Below are 19491 nucleotides of genomic sequence, written 5' to 3' on the forward strand. Positions count from 1 at the left end.
CAGTCTGCCCGTCAGCACTGTCAATCGGTGGGAGCCACGCCTGCGTGACGTACCTGTTCCCACTCCCGATCCGTGGCGGAGTCATCGCACCGGACTCAGACACAGCACACTTCCCCACCGACCGTTTCTCTCAGGCCACCCCCCGGTGAACCAGTCCGCACCACCATGTGTCCGCGACTCCACATCCCCAGAATTCACCAACCCGTCGGCGGCAAGTCACCGCAGGGTACTACGGGTCCCGGTCGTCTGCGACCGGCCTCGCCAAAACCTGGGGATAGAATTTGCATCGGGTGGGGGGACATGACGACAGACAACGCAGGTCCCGCGCGTCCGGTCGAGCGTGGACGGAAACCAGCGGTCATACCCGCGTTGCGGGGACCGGCCGTGGTGCTGATGGTCGTGGGGGCGCTGCTTCTCGTCATACCGGCCCTCCTCTACGCCGGCGACAGTGGGCCGAACCGGATCGATCGGTGGATCCAGCCGGCCGTCAACACCCCTGCCGGGCTCTGGCGGACCGCGCTCATCGTGGACTGGACGGGTGAGCCGGCCGGCCGGGTGGTGACGGTCTTGATCGTGGCAGCGTTATGCCTGCTCACCGGGCGCCAGCGACTGGCGGTCACCGCGGTGGTGGGCACCTTCCTGACCACTGTGCTCGCACTGGTGCTCAAGCATCTCGTGGACCGGCGGATCCACGGAGACTTCCTGTCCTACCCCAGTGGGCACACGGCTGCCGCGACAGCGATCGGGCTGGTGCTGGGCCTCCTGGTCGCCGACCTGCTGAAGGCGGGCCGCCTCATCGGTACTGCGCTGGTGCTGGGGCTCGCGGTCATCTGTGGTGGGCTGATGGCCTGGTCCCAGATCGACCTGACCGCTCACTACCCCACCGACACCATCGGCGGCTTCGGCTCCGCCCTGCTGATGATCCCGGCCACAGCATTGCTGATCGACCGGTTCGCCGGGAAGCAGCAAGTGACCACCCGCCGCTAGACCTCACACACCGCAAGGGCGTGCCTCCCGGTCCCGGAATACGCACGGGACAAGGAAGGCACGCCCTGGGCCCGGCCGGCGCCGAGGGTTGCGCCGGCCGGAGGACTCACACCGTCGCGGGCCTGGGGGCGTCCGTTCCGGGTTGCGAGCCGTTCGGGCCGGCCGGGGTGGGCTTGGGGATGTCGTACGCCGCGATCAGCCCCTCGGGCAGGTGCTCGAGGTCGCTGGTCCGCAGGTAGTCGCCCATCGTCGTCCCGGTCGACTCCGAGTCGATGTTCGGCGCCGCCCGGTGCGCCGCCGCGTCACCGACGTGCACGGTGCGCAGGTCGATGCTGAACCGCGTCCGTCCCGAGGTGTTCGGCACGCTGGAGTGCAACTGCGCCCCGGAGAACAGGATGATCCCGCCCGGCTGGCAGATCGGCCGGATCTGCGGCACCAGCTCGACCTCCTCCTCCGGCACCGGCTGCACCCGGGTGTCGGTACCGATCTGGGTCGCCGCGATCAGCCGGCTGGTCGCGTTCCACTCCGCGTAGTTGTAGACCCGCGAGCTGTTCTTCACCGGTGTCTGCCAGTACCGCGGATGGAAGGCCAGGCCGTTGTCCGCGCTGATCGGGAAGATCGGCAACCACCAGTTCAGCTGGCAGTGGGGCGCCGAGTACCAGGTGTCGCGGTGCGGGTGGAACGCGAACGCGATCCCGGTGGTCAGGTAGTCGTTCGACGTCGAGCTCCGCATCCGCGGTACGTCGAAGTACACCTGCTCCGGGTCGCAGCCGAGATCGACCAGCATGTCCTGGATCAATCGCTTCGACTCCGGGTGGTGGATGAACCGCGGCTTCAGCTCGGCGAGCAGCGCGGCGTACTCCTCGACCGCCATGTCGTACTGCGCGGTCTCCGGATCGAGTGGAGCGAAGGCCTGCCGGGCCAGCTCCGCGGCGAACTCCGTCAACGCCCGCGTCGACGGACGCGGCGAGTAGACGAACAGGTCGCCGTCGTACAACTTCTCCCTGCGCTCATCGTCGGTGATGTCCGCGTCGATGTAGATCGCATGCATGGTGAAACCCCCTCTGTCACGAGCTCAAGCGCTCAGTCATAGCCCAGGGCAACAGATCGTGCCCGGGCCGTTCCCCCCTGTCAGGTCCGGCGGGGCGGCCGTCCTGCCAAGCCTTTGGTCACGCGAACCGGCGGAACACCGGCTTGACCGGTCGTCCTCCTGTCCACCCGCTCGGATCCCCAGCGTCCAAGGCCTTGCGGTAGACGGCGCAGGCTCGTGCGACTGCCTCCACGGTGCGGCCGATGTCGTCATCCGTCAAGGCAGCGCTGACCACGAAGGACGGCCCGATCACTCCGCCGAGGATCAGTTCCCGGAGGAAGAGCGTGCGATACTGCTGCGAAGGCTGCAGGTCCTCGTCCAGCGTCGCGAAGACCAGGTTGCTCGACCGGCCGCGCACGACCACGTGGTCCGCGACGCCCGCTGAGGCCGCCACCTCTCGTACTCCGGTCGCGAGGCGGTCCCCGATGTCGTGCAGGCGTTGGGCGATGCCCTCCTGCTCATAGGTGTCCATCACCGCTATCGCCGCGGCCAGCGAGTGCGTCTCGGCACCGTGTGTGGTGGACAGCAGGAAGACCCGTTCCCGGCCGTCGTGCAGTCCGCCGCGCTCCATCAGCTCGCGCCGCCCGGCCAGGGCTGACACCGCGAAACCGTTGCCCAGGGCCTTGCCGAAGGTGGAGAGGTCGGGCGTCACTCCGTAGATGCCCTGGGCCCCTTTCTCCGACCAGCGGAAGCCGGTGATCATCTCGTCGAAGATCAGCAGCGCGCCGTACCGGTGGGCGAGGTCGCGCAGGCCGGCGAGGTAACCCTCCGGCGGGTCGTGCTGCGTCGCCGCCTCGAGAATCAGGCAGCTGATCCGCCCGTCGTTCTCCTGCAGCACCTGCTCGGTCGCCGCGAGATCGCCGTACGGGAAGCGGACGGTCAGGTCGGCCACCGCCTCCGGGATGCCGGCCGACATCGCGGTGGTCGCGATGAACCAGTCATCGGTGGAGAAGAACGGCTGGTCGCCACAGATCGCCACCAGCGGCCGGCCGGTGACAGCGCGGGCGAGCTTGACCGCGGCCGTGGTCACGTCGGACCCGCTCTTGGCGAACTTCACCATCTCCGCGGTCCGGACCGTGCTGAGGAACCGCTCCGCCGCGTCGAGCTCGATCATGCTCGGCCGGACGAAGTTGCTGCCCCGGCCGAGCTCGCGCTGGACCGCCTCGACGATGCGCGGATGCGCGTGCCCTAGGCTGACCGCGCGCAGGCCGGACCCGTACTCGACGTACTCGTTGCCGTCGGCATCCCAGACGTGCGCCCCGAGCCCGTGCGAGATCACCGGCGCCATGCCCGCGGGGTACTGGTCCTCACCCTTGGCGTAGGTGTGCGCTCCACCGGGGATGGCCGCGTGCAACCGCGAGTTCAGGTCACCGGACCGCTTGAAGGACTTGGCGCGCGTGGTCATGAGAGCCTCCTGGTCGCCTCGGCCAGCGAGGGCGCCGCCTTGTCCCGGTCCGACATCAGCGAGACCGGGAGCGGCCAGGCGATGTCCAGGTCGGGGTCGTCGAACACGATCGACACGTCCTCGCTCGGATCGTGCGCCCGGTCGATCCGGTACGACACGTCCGCCGGGTCGGTCAGCGCCTGGAACCCGTGCGCGCACCCGGCCGGCACGTAGACCGTGACCTGGTTCTCGCCGGTGAGATCGAAGTACTCGCGATTGCGGTACGTCGGGGAGTCGGGCCGCAGGTCGACGACCACGTCGAAGACCGCGCCGTACGAGCAGCGCACCAGCTTCGCCTCGCCGTCGCCCGAGCGGACGTGCATGCCGCGGACGACACCCCTCCGCGAGCGGGAGACGCTGTCCTGCTGGAACGCGTCGGGATCGAGGCCCGCCGTCCGGACGATCTCGCGGTCGAACGTGCGGCAGAAGAAGCCGCGCTCGTCCACGTGCGGTGTCGGCAGGAACATCAGCGCCCCTGCGATCCGCGGTACCTGGATGACGTCCATCGTTACTCCCCCTGCTCGATGTCGACCGCGACGTGGGACCCGGTACCGGCGCCGAAAAGCGCCGCGGACAGTACGTCGTACTGCCGCTCGAGCGACTCGGCGTACTCGGCATTCTTGGCGCGCATGGCCGGCACGACCGTGGCCGCCCGGGCCTCGAGTGCGCGGAACTGTTGGATCAGCCGAGCCACGTCGAGGCTCTGGATCGGCTGCCGGAACTCGGCCAGCCGCATCTGCTCCATCACAATGTCGCTCTTGGTCCCGTAGCTGATCGAGATGGTCGGCTTCGACAGCTTCAGCGCGGACAGCACATTGTGGTACCGCGAGGCGACGACAACGTCGACCCCGGCCAGCTGTTCCATCAGCTCGCCGAGCGACTCGGCCTGCTCGCCGATCAGCCGCTCCTCCACCAGGTCCGGCCGGGTGCGCCGCAGGTCGTCGAACACGGCCTCGACCACGGACTGGTCGGACGGGTCGCCGGTGACCAGGCGGATCCGGTAGCCCGCGTCGACCAGCCAGCGGGCGAACTCGACGATCTTCGCGGTGTACGCGGCGTAGATCTCGTCCGCCCGGGCCCGATCGGCGTTGGTGCCGTGGTAGGCCATCACCCCCAGGCCTACGGTGCGCTGCGGCCGGCCGGACGAGACGGGCGCGGGTTCCGGCAACGCGAAGGCGAGGTCGGGATAGACCTCGTCCCGGCTCGTGTCGAGACCCATCTGCCGCATCGCGTTCCGGGAATACTCATCTCGGTAGGAGCGGTACGACGCCAGCCGCGCCGCCCCGGTGAACAACCAGCGGAGCGACCGTTCGCGGGCGACGTTCGCGCCCACGTTCACGAACGCGGACTTCGCGCCGGTCAGCCGTGCCGACAGCGACATCAGGAACAGCGCGTACGGCCAGCCCCACGGCCGCAGCTCGAGCGTGGTCTCGAACACTCCCATGCCGGGCACGATCACCACGTCGTACCGGCTGAGCAGGCGCGGCATCCGGACCACGTCCGCCACCTTGCCGAACGCCTTGCGGGCAACGGAGTCCAGCCTCGAACGGCCGGGGCCGTGCGCCTGGTACCAGGTGATGGCGACCGATGGAATACCGTACTGCCGCTCCAGCTCCTCGGGTCCGGCGCAGACGCAGCTGATCTCCGCGTCCGGGTGCCGGGCGCGGACGAAGGCCAGCATCGCGTCGAGCGAGCCGTGGTTGCCGAGGTTGCCGGATCCGAGCAGGCCGAAGAAGGCGACCCGCGGCGAGCTCCCTGCGCCGTCCATGCCTACGAGTCCTCCCCCTCCCGGTGTCCGACGACCGCCGAGCTGTCGGGGATCGCCGTCGGCGCAGTCGCCGGCTTGCTGTCCTCGATCCGCCCCGACGATCGGCGCACCGCGCGGCTGGCCATCCAGCGCGTCAGGTGGCCGTAGCACTCGCGCCGGTCGGCTGACGACAGCGGCGCACGCCGGATCCCGCCGACGAAACCGCTGACGTACTCGGTGATCAGCCGGGCGGTGGGATGCACCAGCCGGCTCGCCCGCCGCGGCTCCATGTTCGCCGAACGGGAGCGGATGGTCGGCTTGGCCCGCTCGGCCCGATCGGCGTGGTCCCGCCGGAAGAACAGCAACTCGGGCACCTGGTGGAACCGTCCGTACAGTGCCAGCTCGGCCATGATCGTCCGGTCGGAGTGGTGATAGCTGCCGTTCAGCGGTGTACGGCGCAGGATGTCCGAGCGCATCACGCCGTAGAAGTCGTCGCCGCCGACGGTGAACAGCATGCTGCGGAACCGCTCCGGTGCGTGCGGGTTGTCGGTGGTGAGCGGGTAGTCGACCTTCAGCACGATGTCGCCGGCGCCGTCGATGATGGCCTGGTAGGCGTGCGCGAGCACCAGGTACGGGTCGTCGTCCAGCGCCTCGACACAGCGCGCCAGCAGGTCCCGGCCGTAGAGATCGTCGTACGACGCCCACTTGAACAGCTCGCTGCCGGACTGCTCGAAGCAGTAGTTGTGGTTCGGCGTGGCGCCGATGTTGACCGGCTGCCGGAAGTAGCTGATCCGCGGGTCCTTCGCCAGGTAGTCCCGGCAGATCTCCTCCGTCGCGTCGGTCGAGGCGTTGTCCGAGATGATCAGCCGGAACTCGCCGTAGCTCTGCCCCAGCAGCGCGTCCAGGGACTCCGTCAGGTACTTCTCGCCGTTGTAGACGGGGAGTCCGACGGTCAACCGCGGTGCCGCGTTCATGTGCTCCTCATTTCTGGCATCTCTTCTCGGTCCGTACCGACCTCGGCGACGTCAGGCACGGCTCCAGCTTCGGCTTCGGCCTGCAGACGTTCCCGGATCCCGGCACGGAGGTACACCCACCAGACGATCGCGCCGACCAGGGTCGCGCACGCCGATCCCCAGGCTGATCCTTCGGCGCCGCCCAGGGCGCCTCCGGTCACACCACCGACCAGGTAGGCCGCGGACGCCCACAGCTGCGCCCGCAGACTCCGCCGGGCCACCCCGAGTGCGCGCAGCCCCGCTGCCGCCCCGGTGTAGAAGCTGGCGTTCATCACCGACAACGTTGCTGGGAGCAACAAGGCCTGGGCCGAGGACCAGACCTCGCCGAGCAGCTTGTGGCCCCAGTCGTGCGGCAGGAAGATGATGAGAGCCAGACCCCAGATCAGTGCCGCGGCGGCCTGAGCGCCACCGAGCATCAGGCAGAAGGTCCGCAGCTTCTTCACAGATCGCCGCAACACCCGCGCCGCTTCCGGGACCGCCACCAGACCGACACCGGACAGCACGATGAAGAAGGGGCCCAGCAGAATCTCGGCGCCGCGGACGGTACCGACCGCGGCGATGCCGGCGAAGGCCCCCAGGCCGTACATGCGCAACTGGTACGCACAGCTGATCGTCAGGTTCTCGGCCAGGTAGCGCAGGCTGAGATCGCGATGCTGGGTGAACCACAGACGCGCCTGGAACAGCCTCGGCAGGATACCGGCCTGCAGACCGCTCACCACCGCGGCGAACGCGCCGGCGGCACCCCAGGCCAGCACGAACATGGTCACGCTGGCGCGATGTGAGGCCAGGTAGAGCAGTGGTACCAAGGCGATGGCCCAGGTGATGTCGCTGATGAATGCCTTGCCGCCCTGGCCGGACGTGAAGAAGGCGAACCGCCAGCTGTCCTGCAGCGTCAAGGCCGGCAGCACGACGCCCAGCGCGACGAAGGCCGCGCCGGGTTTGCCGCCGAGGGCGAGACCCGCGGCGACGCAGATCGCGCCGGTGCCGAGGCCGACGGCGATCGCCATCCCGGACGCGCTCGCCACCGCCGGCCGCCACAACGCCCGCGGTACACCGCTGAAGCGGACCGCGAGCGGGTCCGTGGCCAGACCGCGGGAGATGTTGACCACGACGCCGTACGTCACCCAGGCGAGGCTGAAGGCGCCGAACTCCAGGGCGCCCAGCGACCTGGCGACGACGATGCCGACCACGAAGCTGACCATGCTCGTCACGGCCTGGTCGGCAAGTCCCCAACTGAGCCGGCGCAGGACCCCCCTCATGGTCAGCCCACGACTTCGTGCGGCTCGGGGAGCGGGACCAGGTAGGTGGCACCCCAGCCGCCGCCGTCGGCCTCGAGCTGCGAGATCACCTCGTCGGCGATGTCCCAGGTGAGCACCAGGACGATCTCCGGCCGGGCCGCCCGCAGTTCGTCGATCGAACGGATCGGTACCCCGGAACCCGGGATCCGCCGGCCGTGTTTGCCGGGCGCGGCGTCGACCGTGAAGGCGAGCAGGTCCGTGCCGACCTTGCTGAGGTCCAGCAGCACCGGCGCCTTCGAAGGTGCGCCGTAGCCGAGGACGGTACGACCGGCCGCCTTGTGCCGGGCCAGTTCGTCGTGCAGCGCACCGGCCGCATGCCAGGCAGCCTCCTGCAGGCTGGCCAGCTGGATCTCGTCGGAGATTCCGGCAGCGGCCTCGTCCTGCAGGGTCTCGGTGACCGAGTCGTCCGGCCGGGCCTCGGCCTCGTGCCGGAGCATCACCCGGAGGCTGCCCCCGAACATGTCGATCCGCTGGACCGACTCGACCGCCAGGCCGTACAGAGTGCCTAGGCGGATCACCGCACCCAGCGAGAGGTACGACCAGTGGCCGTGCCGGATGGTGTCGAACTGGTTGCCGATGAAGAGCGGCAGCAGGTGGTGGAACTCGAGCACCAGCAGGCCACCCGGGGCCAACCGGTCCGCGCGGAGCTTCATCATCTCGCCGACAGCCGGTTCGTGGGCGATACCGTGCACGTCCACGACCAGGTCGGCGAGCTCGGATCCGGTCGCGATCCGGCAGCCCGCGGCCTGCAGGTGGTCGAGCCAGGATCCGCCGTGGTGACTGGCGAACTCGAACACGGCCTTGCCGGTCAGGTCGGGGTGCTCGGCCAGCAGTTCCTTCACCGACGCCTCGGCGTGGGCCAGGCTCGTGGCCGACTCGACCGCCAGCGGCGGTTCGGGCAGTTGCGGCTCGACCGGTCCCAGCTGGACCAGCTTGCAGTCACGGCAGAGCCAGAGCTCCAGCGGCCAGCGCGGGTCCTCGCCCGGTGTGTCGACCGGTGGGAAGTGGTCCGCACACGGCTGAGCGCCGAGATCCACCACCGGTACGACATCGTCGCCGGCGCATCCACGACAGCTGAAGCTCTGCACTTCTCCCCCTCCGGTCACCATGTCAAGGTCGCCTTGGCCGTCGTGAACGCCTCGGCGTACTGCGCGCGGCACTCCATGCCGCGGAGCCGGGCCAGGCCGGCGAACACTTCCTCGTCGAACCAGTCGTGCTCGACCTGCGACGGGAAGGCCTTGTGCAGCCGCGCGACCTTCTCGCGCAGCTGCTCCTCGGTCAGAGGGACGTACAGCCACGGGCGGCTGAAGTCCCCGTCCCACTTGGGAATCTCGTAGTTCAGCACCAGGTGGTTGCGCCAGACCGTGGGCGCCAGCTCGGCGATGGCGCGGTGGTCCTGGTGCGCGTCGGTCCGGCTCGGCGCCAGCACGAGATCCGGCCGGCGCCCCCGCGCCGTCGTCTCGAGCAGCTCCTTGACGTCCTCCCAGTACGTCGGGAGGCGGCCGTCCGGCAGCTCGGCCGACGTGATCGTCACCTCGCACCCGGGCAGGAAGAGCTCCGCGCTGCGGCGGGCCTCCTCCAGCCGGAGCGGACTACCGGTGGCGATCACGAACTCGGCGGTCAGGTCCGGCACCGTCTCGGCGAGCTGGAGCAGCGTGCCCCCGCAGCCGATCTCGATGTCGTCCGGATGCGCGCCCAGTGCGACCAGGTGACTCTGGCGGCCGCTGAGGCCGAGCTGGAACGGCAGCATCAGATCGCCACCACCGCCGGCGCCGGCAGCTCGACGCCGTTGTCCGCAGCGGGCGGCGCCGCAGGCACGGACGCGCTGTGCCCGTTGGCGCTGTGCCCGTTGCCGTTCTGGGCGCTCATGTGGAAGCCGTTGCCCTGGTGGTTACTCGCCTCGCGGGTCCACACCGCCCACGGCTTCGTGCCGGACCGGTACAGCTCCTCGAGCTGGCTGCGCTCCTTGAGCGTGTCCATCGGTGCCCAGAAGCCGTGGTGCGGGATGGCCTGCAGCTTGTTCATCGCGGCCAGCCGCGGGAACGCGTCGCCGACCAGGTCCTCGCCCGGATGCAGGACGTCGAAGACCTCCTTGCGCAGCACGAAGTACCCGCCGTTGATCCACAGCGGCAGCTCGGTGACCGAGCGCAGCCCGTTGATCCGGGCGTCGTTGCCGAACTCGACGATGTGGAACGACGCCTGCGGCGGGACGGCGAGCAGGCTCGCGGTGACGTCGCTGGCCAGCACCTGGTCGACGATCTTGTCCATCGGGGCATCGGTCAGCACGTCGCCGTAGTTGGCCAGGAAGACGTCGTCGTCCTCCAGGTACGGGCGGACCCGGCGAAGCCGTTCGCCGATGCTGGTGTCGATGCCGGTGTCGACGAAGGTGATCTTCCACTCGCTGATGTCGGAGTCGAGCAGCTCGATCTGCTGCCCGCCCTTGGTCATCACGAAGTCGTTCGAGTGGGTCTCCTCGTACCGCAGGAAGTACTCCTTCACCGCGGCTCCGCCGAACCCCAGACAGAGGATGAACTCGGTGTGGCCGAAGTGCGCGTAGTACCGCATCACGTGCCACAGGACCGGCCGGTCGCCGATCGTCATCATCGGTTTGGGTGCGGAATCGACTCCGCTGCGCATCCGCAGTCCGAGCCCCCCGCAGAAGATAACGACCTTCATGGAACCCCTCCCTGGTCGTTCGCCGGTCAACGCCGGCTGGTCAGATCACTTCGAGGCGCGGGATCGGGACGACGAACTTGGCGCCCCACTCCCGTGCATAGCCGAGTTGGTGCACGATCTCCTCCCGCAGGTTCCACGGCAGGATCACGATGTAGTCAGGGCGGACCTCGGCGAGCCGCTCCGGCGGATGGATCGGGATGTGCGTCCCAGGCAGGTACATGCCGTGCTTGTGCGGGCTGCGGTCGACGGTGAACGCCAGCAGGTCCTCGCGGATCCCGCAGTGGTTCAGCAGCGTGTTCCCCTTACCGGGTGCGCCGTAGCCGGCCACCGACTTGCCCTCGCGGGCGGCACCGACCAGGAACTCGACCAGGTCGGCCTTGATCGCGAACACGTCCTTGGCGAAGCCCGCGTGGCCCTCGACCGTGTGCAGCCCGGCGTCCTCCTCGTTCTTCAGCACCTTGAGCACCAGGTCGGACGGCTCCCCCGCCGTCTCCACCGGTGTCGACATGACCCGCAGCGAACCGCCGTGGCTGACCAGCTCCTGGACGTCGACCACCTTCAGGCCGGCCTTCTCCAGCGCCGCCGAGGCGGTCTTCAAGGTCAGGTACGAGTAGTGCTCGTGGTAGATCGTGTCGTACTGCCGGCCCTCGATCAGGCGGAGCAGGTGCGGGAACTCCAGCGACACCAGACCGTCGTCCTTCACCAGCGCCCGCAGGCCCTTCGCGAAGTCGACGATGTCCGGCACGTGCGCGAAGACGTTGTTGCCCACCACCAGGTCGGCCTTGCCGTGCCGGGCCGCGGCGTCCTGTCCGGTCTCCTCGCCGAGGAAGTAGCTCTCGGTCCGGATGCCCTTCTCGTTGGCCACCTTGGCGATGTTCGCGGCCGGCTCGATGCCGAGCACCGGGATACCGAGCGCCACCGCGTGCTGGAGCAGGTAGCCGTCGTTGCTGGCCGCCTCGGTCACCAGGCTGTCGGCGCCGAGGCCGAGCCGCTCCTGCATGTCGACGACGAACCGGCGGGCGTGCTCCACCCAGCTGGTCGAGTACGACGAGAAGTACAGGTAGTCGCTGAACACGTCGTCGGCCGCGACGTAGGCCGGCAGCTGGACGAGCAGGCAGTTGTCACAGATCCGCACGTGCAACGGGTAGAACGTCTCCCCGTCCTCGAGCTGGTCGGCGCGCAGGTAGCTCTCGCACGGCGGCGACATGCCGATGTCCACGAACGTACGCGTCAAGGGCTCGCCGCACAGGCGGCAGCCGAGAGATTCCCCCATCAGTGCATCTCCTCGAAAACAGGTGACCCGGGTGCCGGGAACTGGTCGTCGGTGGTTCTGCGGAGCTGGTCGTCGACCAGTCCGAGCTTCAGCAGCTGGTTGATCCTGCGCAGCCGGACGAACTGCGCGGAGTTGAAGTCCTCGAGGGTCAGCCCGTGCAGCCGGTACGCCGCGGCGAGCTCCTCGACCCCGGCGCGAACCGTCCACTGCAGCTTCAGCTCGGGGAAGGTGTCACCGAGCTTGGAGAAGTCGACCTTGTAGTTGCGCAGGTCCGGTCCGGCGCCGTCGGCGAACGACACGGTCGAGCCGGGCACCGCCTCGCCGACCATCTCGGCGATGTCGCGCACCTGGACGACGTCTTCGGGCCGGCCGACGTTGAACGCCTCGTCGTGGATCACCTCGCGGGGTGCCTCGAGCGCGGTCAGGAAGGCGCGGCTGATGTCCTCGATGTGGACCAGCGGCCGCCACGGCGACCCGTCGCTCTCCATCCGGATCTGGCCGCTCGTCATCGCGATCGCGGTCAGGTTGTTCACCACGATGTCGAGCCGCAGCCGGCTGGACGCGCCGTACGCGGTGGCGTTGCGCAGGTAGGTCGGGCTGAAGTTGTCGTCGGCGAGCTTGGACAGCTCCTTCTCCGCCAGCGCCTTCGTCTCGCCGTACGGGGTGACGGGGAACATGTCGGCGTCCTCGCCGACCGCCTCGGACCCGGCCGCGCCGTACAGGCTGCAGGAGGAGGCGAACAGGAAGCGCTCGATGCCGGCGGCCTTGGCGGCCTCGGCGACCCGCAGCGTCCCGTCCAGGTTCACTGAGAACGTGGTGTCGCGGTTCAGGTGGCCGAGCGGGTCGTTCGACAGCGCGGCCAGGCAGACCACGGCGTCGTAGCCCTCCACGTGCTCCGGCCGGACGTCGCGCATGTCCACCGGCGGGCGGCTGCCGATCGGGTCCGGACCGCCGAGCAGGTCGCAGCCCTCGTACAGCCCGAGATCGAGGCCGTCGACCTGGTGGCCCGCGTCGCGCAGGAACGGAACGAGCACCGCGCCGATGTAACCGCGATCCCCGGTGACCAGAACTCTCATCGACATCTCCTCGCCGCACTCCCACTGGCCGGACCACTTCCGGCTTCCGACTAGAAGAGATCCGCGACAGGGGCGTCTGATACATCGAAAAGTTTCTGTATCAGGCCCGGTATGCCGCTGCTCTCTTCAGCACTGCCTGACCGCACACATTGGGGGCGTTATGAAGGTTGCCGTATTCGGCTTGGGTTACGTGGGGTCGGTGACCGCCGCCTGCCTCGCCGCCAACGGCCACGACGTCTGGGGAGTGGACGTCGACACCGCGAAGGTCGATCCGATCACCGAGGGTCGCAGCCCGGTCGTCGAGCCCGGTCTCGACGAGTTGATGGCGAGCGGGGTCGCCGCGGGCAGGTTGCACGCGACCACGGATCCACGCCTGGCCTTGGAAGGGGCGGACGTCTCCCTGATCTGCGTGGGGACGCCGTCGACCGCCAGCGGCAGTACCGATCTCACCTACATCCGCCGGGCGGTGCAGGACATCGCCGCGGCCGCGAAGGACGTCGCGCCGCCGGACTCCGGCTTCCACAGCATCGTCATCCGCAGCACCGTGCCTCCCGGTACCGTCGACGACGTCGTCGGTCCCGCCCTGGCCGGCGAGCTGTCGACCGGCGGCTTCACCTTCGGCACCGCCATGTGCCCGGAGTTCCTCCGCGAGGGCTCCGGCCTGGCGGACTTCTTCGCGCCGCCGTTCGTCGTCGTCGGCACCGCCGACGCCCGGGTGGGCGACGCGCTGACCGAGCTGTTCGGCTTCCTGCCGACGCCGGTCCAGGTGGTCGACGTGCGCACCGCCGAAGCGCTCAAGTACGCCTGCAACGCGTTCCACGCGACGAAGGTGTCGTTCGCCAACGAGATGGGCCGGATCTTCCGCTTCTACGGCGTCGACTCGCGCCAGGTGATGGAGATCTTCTGCCAGGACACCAGCCTGAACATCTCGCCGTACTACCTGCGGCCGGGGTTCGCGTTCGGCGGTTCGTGCCTGCCGAAGGACCTTCGCTCGGTGCTGCACCTGGCCCGGACGAACGACACCGATCTCCCGCTGCTGGCCGGCACGCTGGCCACCAACGAGCTGATCGTGCGCGACGTCGTCGACCGCGTCCTGGCCAGCCCCGGGCGCGAGGTCGCCCTGCTCGGGCTGAGCTTCAAGACCGCGACCGACGACCTGCGCGAGAGCCCGAGCGTGGAGCTCGCCGAGCGGTTGATCGGTAAGGGCTACAACCTGCGGATCTACGACTCGATCGTGAACCCGAGCCGGCTGGTCGGCGCGAACAAGCGGCACGTCGAGTCGAAGCTGCCGCACCTGCAACGGGTGCTGACCGGCGACCCGGTCGAGGCGCTGCGCGGTGCCGACCTGGCTCTGGTGTCCACCACGGACGCCGAGGCGGTCGAGGCGCTGCTCAGCCACCCGCCGGCCCGGACCATCGACCTCAGCGGCCGGCTCGGCGCACAGGTCGAGGCGCTGGCCGGGTACGAGGGAGTCGGCTGGTGAAGAGGCCACGCGTACTGATCATCATCCAGAACCTGCACATCCCGTTCGACCGCCGCGTCTGGCTGGAGTGCCAGGCGCTGGTCGGGGCCGGGTACAACGTGACGGTGGTCTGCCCGAAGGGGCCGGGCGACCCGGCGTACCAGGTGATCGACGGTGTCGTCGCGCACCAGTACCGCGGCTACTCGCCGGGTGGCAGCAAGTTCGGCTACATCGCGGAGTACGTCTACTCCTTCCTGCAGACGCTCCGGCTCGTACTGCGGGCCCGGCGCGCGGGGAAGTTCCAGGTGATGCAGGCGTGCAACCCGCCGGACATCTTCTGGCCGATCGCGATGCTGCTGCGCCGGATCGACGGCACCAGGTTCGTCTTCGACCACCACGACCTGTGCCCCGAGCTCTACCAGTCGCGCTTCCCGGACGCGGCGGGCCTGCCGTACAAGGGCCTGCGGTTCCTGGAGCGGATGACGCACCGCAAGGCGGACCACGTCATCTCGACGAACGACTCGTACCGCAAGATCGCGATCACCCGCAGTGGCAAGGCGACCGACGACGTCACCGTCGTCCGGACCGGTCCGGACCCCGACAAGCTGCGGCGCGGCCAGGCCGACGAGTCCTGCCTGCGCGGCCACCGGTACCTGGTCTCCTACATCGGCGTGATGGGCCCGCAGGACGGCGTCGACATCGTCGTCCGGGCCGCGAACGAGGTGGTCAACAAGCTCGGCCGCAAGGACGTGGCGTTCACCCTGATGGGCAGCGGTGACTCCTTCGACGAGGTGGTGGCGCTGCGCGACGAGCTCGGCCTGGCCGACCACGTCGAGTTCACCGGGCGGGTGCCGGACGAGACCGTCCAGCGGGTGATGTCCACCGCCGACCTGGGCCTGTCACCGGACCCGAAGAATCCGCTGAACGACGTGTCCACGATGAACAAGACGATGGAGTACATGGCCTACGAGCTCCCGGTGGTCGCCTTCGACCTGGTCGAGACCCGGGTCTCCGCCGACGACGCCGCCGTGTACGTCGAGCCGAACGACGTGGAGAAGTACGGTCACGCGATCGTCGAACTGCTGGACGACGAGGTCCGCCGCCGCCGGATGGCCAAGTTCGGGCGCGAACGGGTCGAGCAGGTGCTCGCCTGGGAGCACCAGCAGAAGGCCTACCTGGCGGTCTACGACCGGCTGACCGGTCGCGACATCGAGGTCGGCGACGTCTCTGCCCGGGCTGCGGGGTCCTGACGTGTGCGGAATCGCCGGCTGCTACCAGCAGCACGACGGGCTCGTCCTGACCGAGACGATGAGCGAGCGGATCGCGCACCGCGGCCCGGACGCGACCGGGGTCCACATCGTCGAGGACGGCCGCATCAACGCCTACCTCGCGCATCGCCGGCTCTCGATCATCGACCTGTCCGGCGCGGCCGACCAGCCGCTGTCGAAGCAGGGCCTGACGATCAGCTACAACGGCGAGCTCTACAACTACAAGGAGCTGCGGGCCGAACTGGCCGCGTCCGGCTCAACCTTCGTCACCAGCTCGGACACCGAGGTGGTGCTGGAGGCCTGGCGGCGCTGGGGTCCGGCGGCGCTGCCCCGGTTCCGGGGCATGTACGCCTTCGCGATACTGGATGAGCAGAGCGGCAGCCTGTACCTCGCCCGCGACCCACTCGGCATCAAGCCGCTCTACTTCCTCCGCCGGCACGGCGGAGTCATCTTCGCGTCCGAGCTGAAGGCCCTCGTCTCGGCGATCGGCCCGGAGCTACGGACCGATCCCGGCGCGCTGATCGCATCGATGCTGTACTACTGGCTGCCCGAGCAGCGGTGTGCGATCGAGGGTGTGGAGAAGCTCCCGGCCGGCTCGTGGGCCGAGTTCCGCCCCGACGGCACCAGCCGGCACGAGACGTACTGGCGGGTGGCGGACGTCGCGGCCGAGGCAGCCGCCGGGCCGCCGGCCGACCTGCGCCAGGTGATCGAGGAGTCGGTCGCCGCGCACCTCGTGGCCGACGTACCGGTGTCGACCTTCCTCAGTGGCGGCCTCGACTCCAGCCTGGTCACCGTGCTGGCGAAGCGCAGCGATCCGAACATCGACGCGTACACGATCACCTTCCGGGCGCAGGACCAGAAACTCGAGGCGATGCCCGACGACGCGATCTACGCCCGCAAGGTGGCGGCGCAGTTCGGGGTCGACCTGCACGAGATCGAGATCGCGCCGGACGTGGTCGAGCTGCTCCCCCGGATCGTCGACATCCTGGACGAGCCGATCGGCGACCCGGCCGCGATCAACACGCTGCTGATGTGCGACGCGGCCCGCGACGCCGGGGTCAAGGTGCTGTTGTCCGGGATGGGCGCCGACGAACTCTTCGGCGGCTACCGCAAGCACCTCGCCTGTGTGATGGGCGCCCGCTACCAGCAACTGCCCGGCGTAGTACGCAACGGCATGATCGGTCCCGCGGTCCGGCGACTGCCCGTCACGGCGAACGGCCGCGGGCTGCGGTACGCGCGCTGGGCGAAGCGGTTCCTCACCTTCGCGGACCTCCCCGAGGAGGCCGCGTTCCGGCGCAGCTACACGATGTACGACGCCGACGAGCTGGCCGGGCTGCTGAACCCGGACCTCGAGCCGTACGTCGGCAAGCTGCTCGCCGAGCACAGCGACCTGTACCACGACACCACGCTCGACGACCACGTGAGCCGTATGTGCCTGGCGGACTCGCGGATGTTCCTGCCCGGCCTGAACCTGGCGTACACCGACCGGTCCAGCATGGCGGCGTCCACCGAGGTGCGGACCCCGTTCGTGGACCCGGAGGTGTTCCGCGCGGCGTTCTCGATCCCGGGCAAGGACAAGATCCAGGGGCGGCAGGGCAAGCTCGCGCTGAAGCGGGCGGCCGAGGCCTGGTTGCCGAAGGAGATCATCTACCGGCCGAAGGCGTCGTTCAGCGCGCCGCTGCGCGCCTGGGTCCGCAACGACCTGCGCGAGCTCGTCGACGACGTGCTGCTGAACGGCGAGCTGGTCGGCAGCGGCTTCCTCCAGCGACAGGCCGTCGCCCGCCTCGTCGAGGACGAACGGGCCGGCCGCCAGGACTACTCCAAGCAGATCTGGCAGCTGCTGACCTTGGAGACCTGGTGCAGGCATCTGAAGGAACAAGGCGTCAGCACATGAAGAAACGTGCGATAGCTACAAAAAGGACTGCCAGCACATGACACTCCTACCCGAGCGAGAGACGACCATGAAGCAGGTAGCGCAGAACTACAAGTCCGGTGAGCTCGCGGTTCTCGACGTGCCACCGCCCTCCTGCGCGCCCGGTGGCGTGCTGGTCCGGTCCCTATACTCGCTGATCTCCACCGGTACCGAGCTGATGAAGGTCGGCGAGGCGCGGTTGTCGATGGTCGGCAAGGCGCGGGCCCGTCCGGACCAGGTGAAGAAGGTGCTGGACTCCGTCGTCCAGCAGGGCGCGGTGAACACCTACAAGAAGGTGATGAACAAGCTCGACTCGTACACGCCGCTGGGCTACTCGCTGTGCGGTGTCGTCGTCGAGGTCGGCAAGGGCGCCGAGGAGTTCAGCGTCGGCCAGCTGGTGGCTGCCGCGGGCAACGAGTTCGCCCTGCACGCGGAGTACAACTGGATCCCGGTCAACCTGTGCGTGCCGGTGCCCGACGGAGTGCCGGCCGAACAGGCCGCCTTCTCGACGGTCGGCGCGATCGCGATGCACGGCGTCCGGCAGTCGGAGGTCCAGCTCGGCGACACGGCCGTGGTGATCGGGCTCGGTCTGGTCGGCCAGCTCGTGGTACGGCTGCTGGTCGCGGCCGGAGTGCGGGTGTTCGGCATCGACACGGTCGACGACCGCTGCCGGATGGCGGAGAAGGCCGGGGCGATCGCCTGCTCCTCCGCCGACGAGGCGGGGATCGCGACACTGGAGCGGGCCCTGCTCGGCGCGAGCAACGGGCTCGGCGCCGATCACGTCCTGCTGGCCGCCGGGGGCAACTCCAACGGACCGGTCGAGACGGCGGCACGGCTGGCTCGCGACCGGGCGCGCATCGTCGACATCGGCAAGACCAAGCTCGACCTGCCGTGGAACGCCTACTACGACAAGGAACTGGACGTCCGGTTCTCCCGGTCGTACGGACCCGGCCGGTACGACGACCGGTACGAGCTCGAGGGCATCGACTACCCGGCCGGGTACGTCCGGTGGACCGAGCGCCGGAACCTGGAGTGCTTCATCGACCTGATCGCCCGCGAGCAGATCGACGTGTCGTCTCTGGTCGCAAGGATCTTCCCGATCGCGGACGCGACCGAGGTCTACCAGCAGCTGAGCACGGGCGCGCTGCCCGGCGTCGGCTTCCTCTTCGAATACCCGGACTCCGGGCCGCTCCCCCAGGCCATACCGCAACCTGCCCAGCAGCCGGTGCGGCCGGAACGGACGACCACCGGTACCGCGGGCAAGGTGCGGCTCGGGTTCGTCGGCGCGGGCAACTACGCGTCCTCGATGCTGCTGCCGCACCTGGCGAAGAACGAGGACGCCGCCCTGGCCCATGTCGCCACGAACAAGTCGCTTTCCGCGGCCAACGCCCAGCGGCGATTCGGCTTCGAGAACATCTCCACCGACGCGGACGCGGTTCTGACCGACGACTCGCTCGACGCGGTGTTCGTGGTCACCAGGCACAGCAGCCACGCCGACCTGACGTGTCGCGCACTCGAACAGGGCAAGGCGGTCTTCGTCGAGAAGCCGCTCGCGCTGACCGCGGCCGACGTGGACCGGATCGTCGCCGTGGTCGATGCCACCGGCAACGACCGGCTGATGGTCGGCTTCAACCGCCGGTTCGCCCCGCTGCTCACCGACCTGCGGTCGCGGTACGGCGATCCCGGCGGCGGCTCGTCGCTGCGCTACCTGGTGAACGCCGGCCGGCTGGACTCCAGCAGCTGGTATCTCGACCAGGACCGCGAGGGCACCCGGTTCGCCGGCGAGGGCGGCCACTTCATCGACACGCTGTCGTGGTGGCTGGACAGCCTGCCGACCGAGGTCTACGCGATGCCCGGCCCGGACGCCGGGGACGTGACGGTGAACCTGCGGTACGAGAACGGGTCGACCGGCACCATCAGCTACGTCAGCGGCGGCAACGCGCGGTTCCCGAAGGAGACGATCGACATCACCGGCGGCGGCCGGAACGCCCGGTTCGACAACTTCCAGAAGGCGTCACTGTGGACCGGCCGGCGCCCGGCCACCCGCAAGGCTCGCGGTGGCACGGACAAGGGCCAGCGGCACGAGCTCGAGCGCTTCGTGGCCGCGGTGCGCTCGGGTGGGCCGATGCCGATCTCCTTCGACTCGCTGATCGCCACCACACGTGCCACCATCGCCGTGGATCGGAGCCTGGCCAGCGGCCGTCCGGAGCCAGTGTGAGCCGCCAGTCAGTGGGTTGGTACGTCC

The 19491-nt window shown here is 69.2% G+C and carries 16 protein-coding genes; 5 read left to right on the forward strand and 11 right to left on the reverse strand.

Translation table 11 applies throughout. The features are described from left to right. Positions 1-300 precede the first annotated feature (300 nt). Positions 301-987 (forward strand): phosphatase PAP2 family protein, encoded by a 687-nt coding sequence (locus ACFPJ1_RS15890; RefSeq protein WP_380104473.1) that lies wholly within the window; start codon positions 301-303, stop codon positions 985-987. A gap of 106 nt (positions 988-1093) precedes the next feature. On the opposite strand, the gene ACFPJ1_RS15895 is transcribed toward ACFPJ1_RS15890, so the two are convergent. The 11 genes from ACFPJ1_RS15895 to ACFPJ1_RS15945 form a co-directional block, all read right to left on the reverse strand. Next, positions 1094-2038, reverse strand: coding sequence for a phytanoyl-CoA dioxygenase family protein (locus ACFPJ1_RS15895; protein ID WP_380104475.1), 945 nt, complete (start codon positions 2036-2038; stop codon positions 1094-1096). Between the two features lie 118 nt (positions 2039-2156). Next, positions 2157-3482, reverse strand: coding sequence for a glutamate-1-semialdehyde 2,1-aminomutase (locus tag ACFPJ1_RS15900; RefSeq protein ID WP_380104476.1), 1326 nt, complete (start codon positions 3480-3482; stop codon positions 2157-2159). Then, positions 3479-4027 carry a dTDP-4-dehydrorhamnose 3,5-epimerase family protein gene (locus tag ACFPJ1_RS15905; protein WP_380104478.1) on the reverse strand — a complete coding sequence of 183 codons (549 nt, stop codon included), beginning with the start codon at positions 4025-4027 and terminating at the stop codon, positions 3479-3481. The genes ACFPJ1_RS15900 and ACFPJ1_RS15905 overlap by 4 nt, the downstream gene beginning before the upstream one ends. 2 nt (positions 4028-4029) lie before the next feature. Further along, positions 4030-5289: a polysaccharide pyruvyl transferase family protein gene (locus tag ACFPJ1_RS15910; RefSeq protein WP_380104480.1), complete on the reverse strand. Its 1260-nt coding sequence runs from the start codon at positions 5287-5289 to the stop codon at positions 4030-4032. 2 nt (positions 5290-5291) lie between these two features. Beyond that, positions 5292-6242 (reverse strand): glycosyltransferase family 2 protein, encoded by a 951-nt coding sequence (locus ACFPJ1_RS15915; protein WP_380104482.1) that lies wholly within the window; start codon positions 6240-6242, stop codon positions 5292-5294. Next, a complete protein-coding gene (locus ACFPJ1_RS15920) occupies positions 6239-7540 on the reverse strand; it encodes an MATE family efflux transporter (RefSeq protein WP_380104484.1) in 1302 nt (433 codons plus the stop codon). The genes ACFPJ1_RS15915 and ACFPJ1_RS15920 overlap by 4 nt, the downstream gene beginning before the upstream one ends. Positions 7541-7542: 2 nt before the next feature. Beyond that, the gene (locus ACFPJ1_RS15925; RefSeq protein WP_380104486.1) at positions 7543-8667 is read right to left on the reverse strand and encodes a class I SAM-dependent methyltransferase; all 1125 of its coding nucleotides are present in this window, start codon (positions 8665-8667) and stop codon (positions 7543-7545) included. Positions 8668-8681: 14 nt separating this feature from the next. Beyond that, the gene (locus tag ACFPJ1_RS15930; protein WP_380104488.1) at positions 8682-9329 is read right to left on the reverse strand and encodes a PIG-L deacetylase family protein; all 648 of its coding nucleotides are present in this window, start codon (positions 9327-9329) and stop codon (positions 8682-8684) included. Continuing rightward, on the reverse strand, positions 9329-10255 hold the full coding sequence (locus tag ACFPJ1_RS15935; RefSeq protein ID WP_380104490.1) for a glycosyltransferase family protein: 927 nt from the start codon (positions 10253-10255) through the stop codon (positions 9329-9331). Before ACFPJ1_RS15935 ends, ACFPJ1_RS15930 begins: the two co-directional genes overlap by 1 nt. A gap of 40 nt (positions 10256-10295) precedes the next feature. Next, positions 10296-11528 carry a class I SAM-dependent methyltransferase gene (locus ACFPJ1_RS15940; protein ID WP_380104491.1) on the reverse strand — a complete coding sequence of 411 codons (1233 nt, stop codon included), beginning with the start codon at positions 11526-11528 and terminating at the stop codon, positions 10296-10298. Next, the gene (locus tag ACFPJ1_RS15945; RefSeq protein ID WP_380104493.1) at positions 11528-12604 is read right to left on the reverse strand and encodes an NAD-dependent epimerase/dehydratase family protein; all 1077 of its coding nucleotides are present in this window, start codon (positions 12602-12604) and stop codon (positions 11528-11530) included. The genes ACFPJ1_RS15940 and ACFPJ1_RS15945 overlap by 1 nt, the downstream gene beginning before the upstream one ends. Positions 12605-12764: 160 nt before the next feature. Here ACFPJ1_RS15945 and ACFPJ1_RS15950 point away from each other — a divergent pair, with 160 nt between their 5' ends. The 4 genes from ACFPJ1_RS15950 to ACFPJ1_RS15965 are packed head-to-tail and all read left to right on the forward strand — an operon-like array spanning position 12765 to position 19464. Beyond that, positions 12765-14087 carry a nucleotide sugar dehydrogenase gene (locus ACFPJ1_RS15950; protein ID WP_380104495.1) on the forward strand — a complete coding sequence of 441 codons (1323 nt, stop codon included), beginning with the start codon at positions 12765-12767 and terminating at the stop codon, positions 14085-14087. Continuing rightward, positions 14084-15316 (forward strand): glycosyltransferase family 4 protein, encoded by a 1233-nt coding sequence (locus tag ACFPJ1_RS15955; protein WP_380104497.1) that lies wholly within the window; start codon positions 14084-14086, stop codon positions 15314-15316. Before ACFPJ1_RS15950 ends, ACFPJ1_RS15955 begins: the two co-directional genes overlap by 4 nt. A 1-nt stretch (position 15317) precedes the next feature. Then, positions 15318-17228 (forward strand): asparagine synthase (glutamine-hydrolyzing), encoded by a 1911-nt coding sequence (asnB, locus tag ACFPJ1_RS15960; RefSeq protein ID WP_380104499.1) that lies wholly within the window; start codon positions 15318-15320, stop codon positions 17226-17228. A gap of 37 nt (positions 17229-17265) precedes the next feature. Continuing rightward, complete coding sequence (locus ACFPJ1_RS15965; protein ID WP_380104501.1) at positions 17266-19464, forward strand: bi-domain-containing oxidoreductase; 2199 nt, start codon at positions 17266-17268, stop codon at positions 19462-19464. Positions 19465-19491 lie beyond the last annotated feature (27 nt).

Origin of the sequence: Kribbella qitaiheensis (assembly GCF_042657745.1) — a bacterium.
GTDB lineage: Bacteria > Actinomycetota > Actinomycetes > Propionibacteriales > Kribbellaceae > Kribbella > Kribbella qitaiheensis.

What these genes read in the sequence shown, in the direction of transcription:
- ACFPJ1_RS15890 (WP_380104473.1), top strand. Translation starts at nt 301, where the DNA reads ATGACGACAGACAACGCAGGTCCCGCGCGTCCGGTCGAGCGTGGACGG.
- ACFPJ1_RS15895 (WP_380104475.1), bottom strand. Translation starts at nt 2,038, where the DNA reads ATGCATGCGATCTACATCGACGCGGACATCACCGACGATGAGCGCAGG.
- ACFPJ1_RS15900 (WP_380104476.1), bottom strand. Translation starts at nt 3,482, where the DNA reads ATGACCACGCGCGCCAAGTCCTTCAAGCGGTCCGGTGACCTGAACTCG.
- ACFPJ1_RS15905 (WP_380104478.1), bottom strand. Translation starts at nt 4,027, where the DNA reads ATGGACGTCATCCAGGTACCGCGGATCGCAGGGGCGCTGATGTTCCTG.
- ACFPJ1_RS15910 (WP_380104480.1), bottom strand. Translation starts at nt 5,289, where the DNA reads ATGGACGGCGCAGGGAGCTCGCCGCGGGTCGCCTTCTTCGGCCTGCTC.
- ACFPJ1_RS15915 (WP_380104482.1), bottom strand. Translation starts at nt 6,242, where the DNA reads ATGAACGCGGCACCGCGGTTGACCGTCGGACTCCCCGTCTACAACGGC.
- ACFPJ1_RS15920 (WP_380104484.1), bottom strand. Translation starts at nt 7,540, where the DNA reads ATGAGGGGGGTCCTGCGCCGGCTCAGTTGGGGACTTGCCGACCAGGCC.
- ACFPJ1_RS15930 (WP_380104488.1), bottom strand. Translation starts at nt 9,329, where the DNA reads ATGCTGCCGTTCCAGCTCGGCCTCAGCGGCCGCCAGAGTCACCTGGTC.
- ACFPJ1_RS15935 (WP_380104490.1), bottom strand. Translation starts at nt 10,255, where the DNA reads ATGAAGGTCGTTATCTTCTGCGGGGGGCTCGGACTGCGGATGCGCAGC.
- ACFPJ1_RS15940 (WP_380104491.1), bottom strand. Translation starts at nt 11,528, where the DNA reads ATGGGGGAATCTCTCGGCTGCCGCCTGTGCGGCGAGCCCTTGACGCGT.
- ACFPJ1_RS15945 (WP_380104493.1), bottom strand. Translation starts at nt 12,604, where the DNA reads ATGAGAGTTCTGGTCACCGGGGATCGCGGTTACATCGGCGCGGTGCTC.
- ACFPJ1_RS15950 (WP_380104495.1), top strand. Translation starts at nt 12,765, where the DNA reads ATGAAGGTTGCCGTATTCGGCTTGGGTTACGTGGGGTCGGTGACCGCC.
- ACFPJ1_RS15965 (WP_380104501.1), top strand. Translation starts at nt 17,266, where the DNA reads ATGACACTCCTACCCGAGCGAGAGACGACCATGAAGCAGGTAGCGCAG.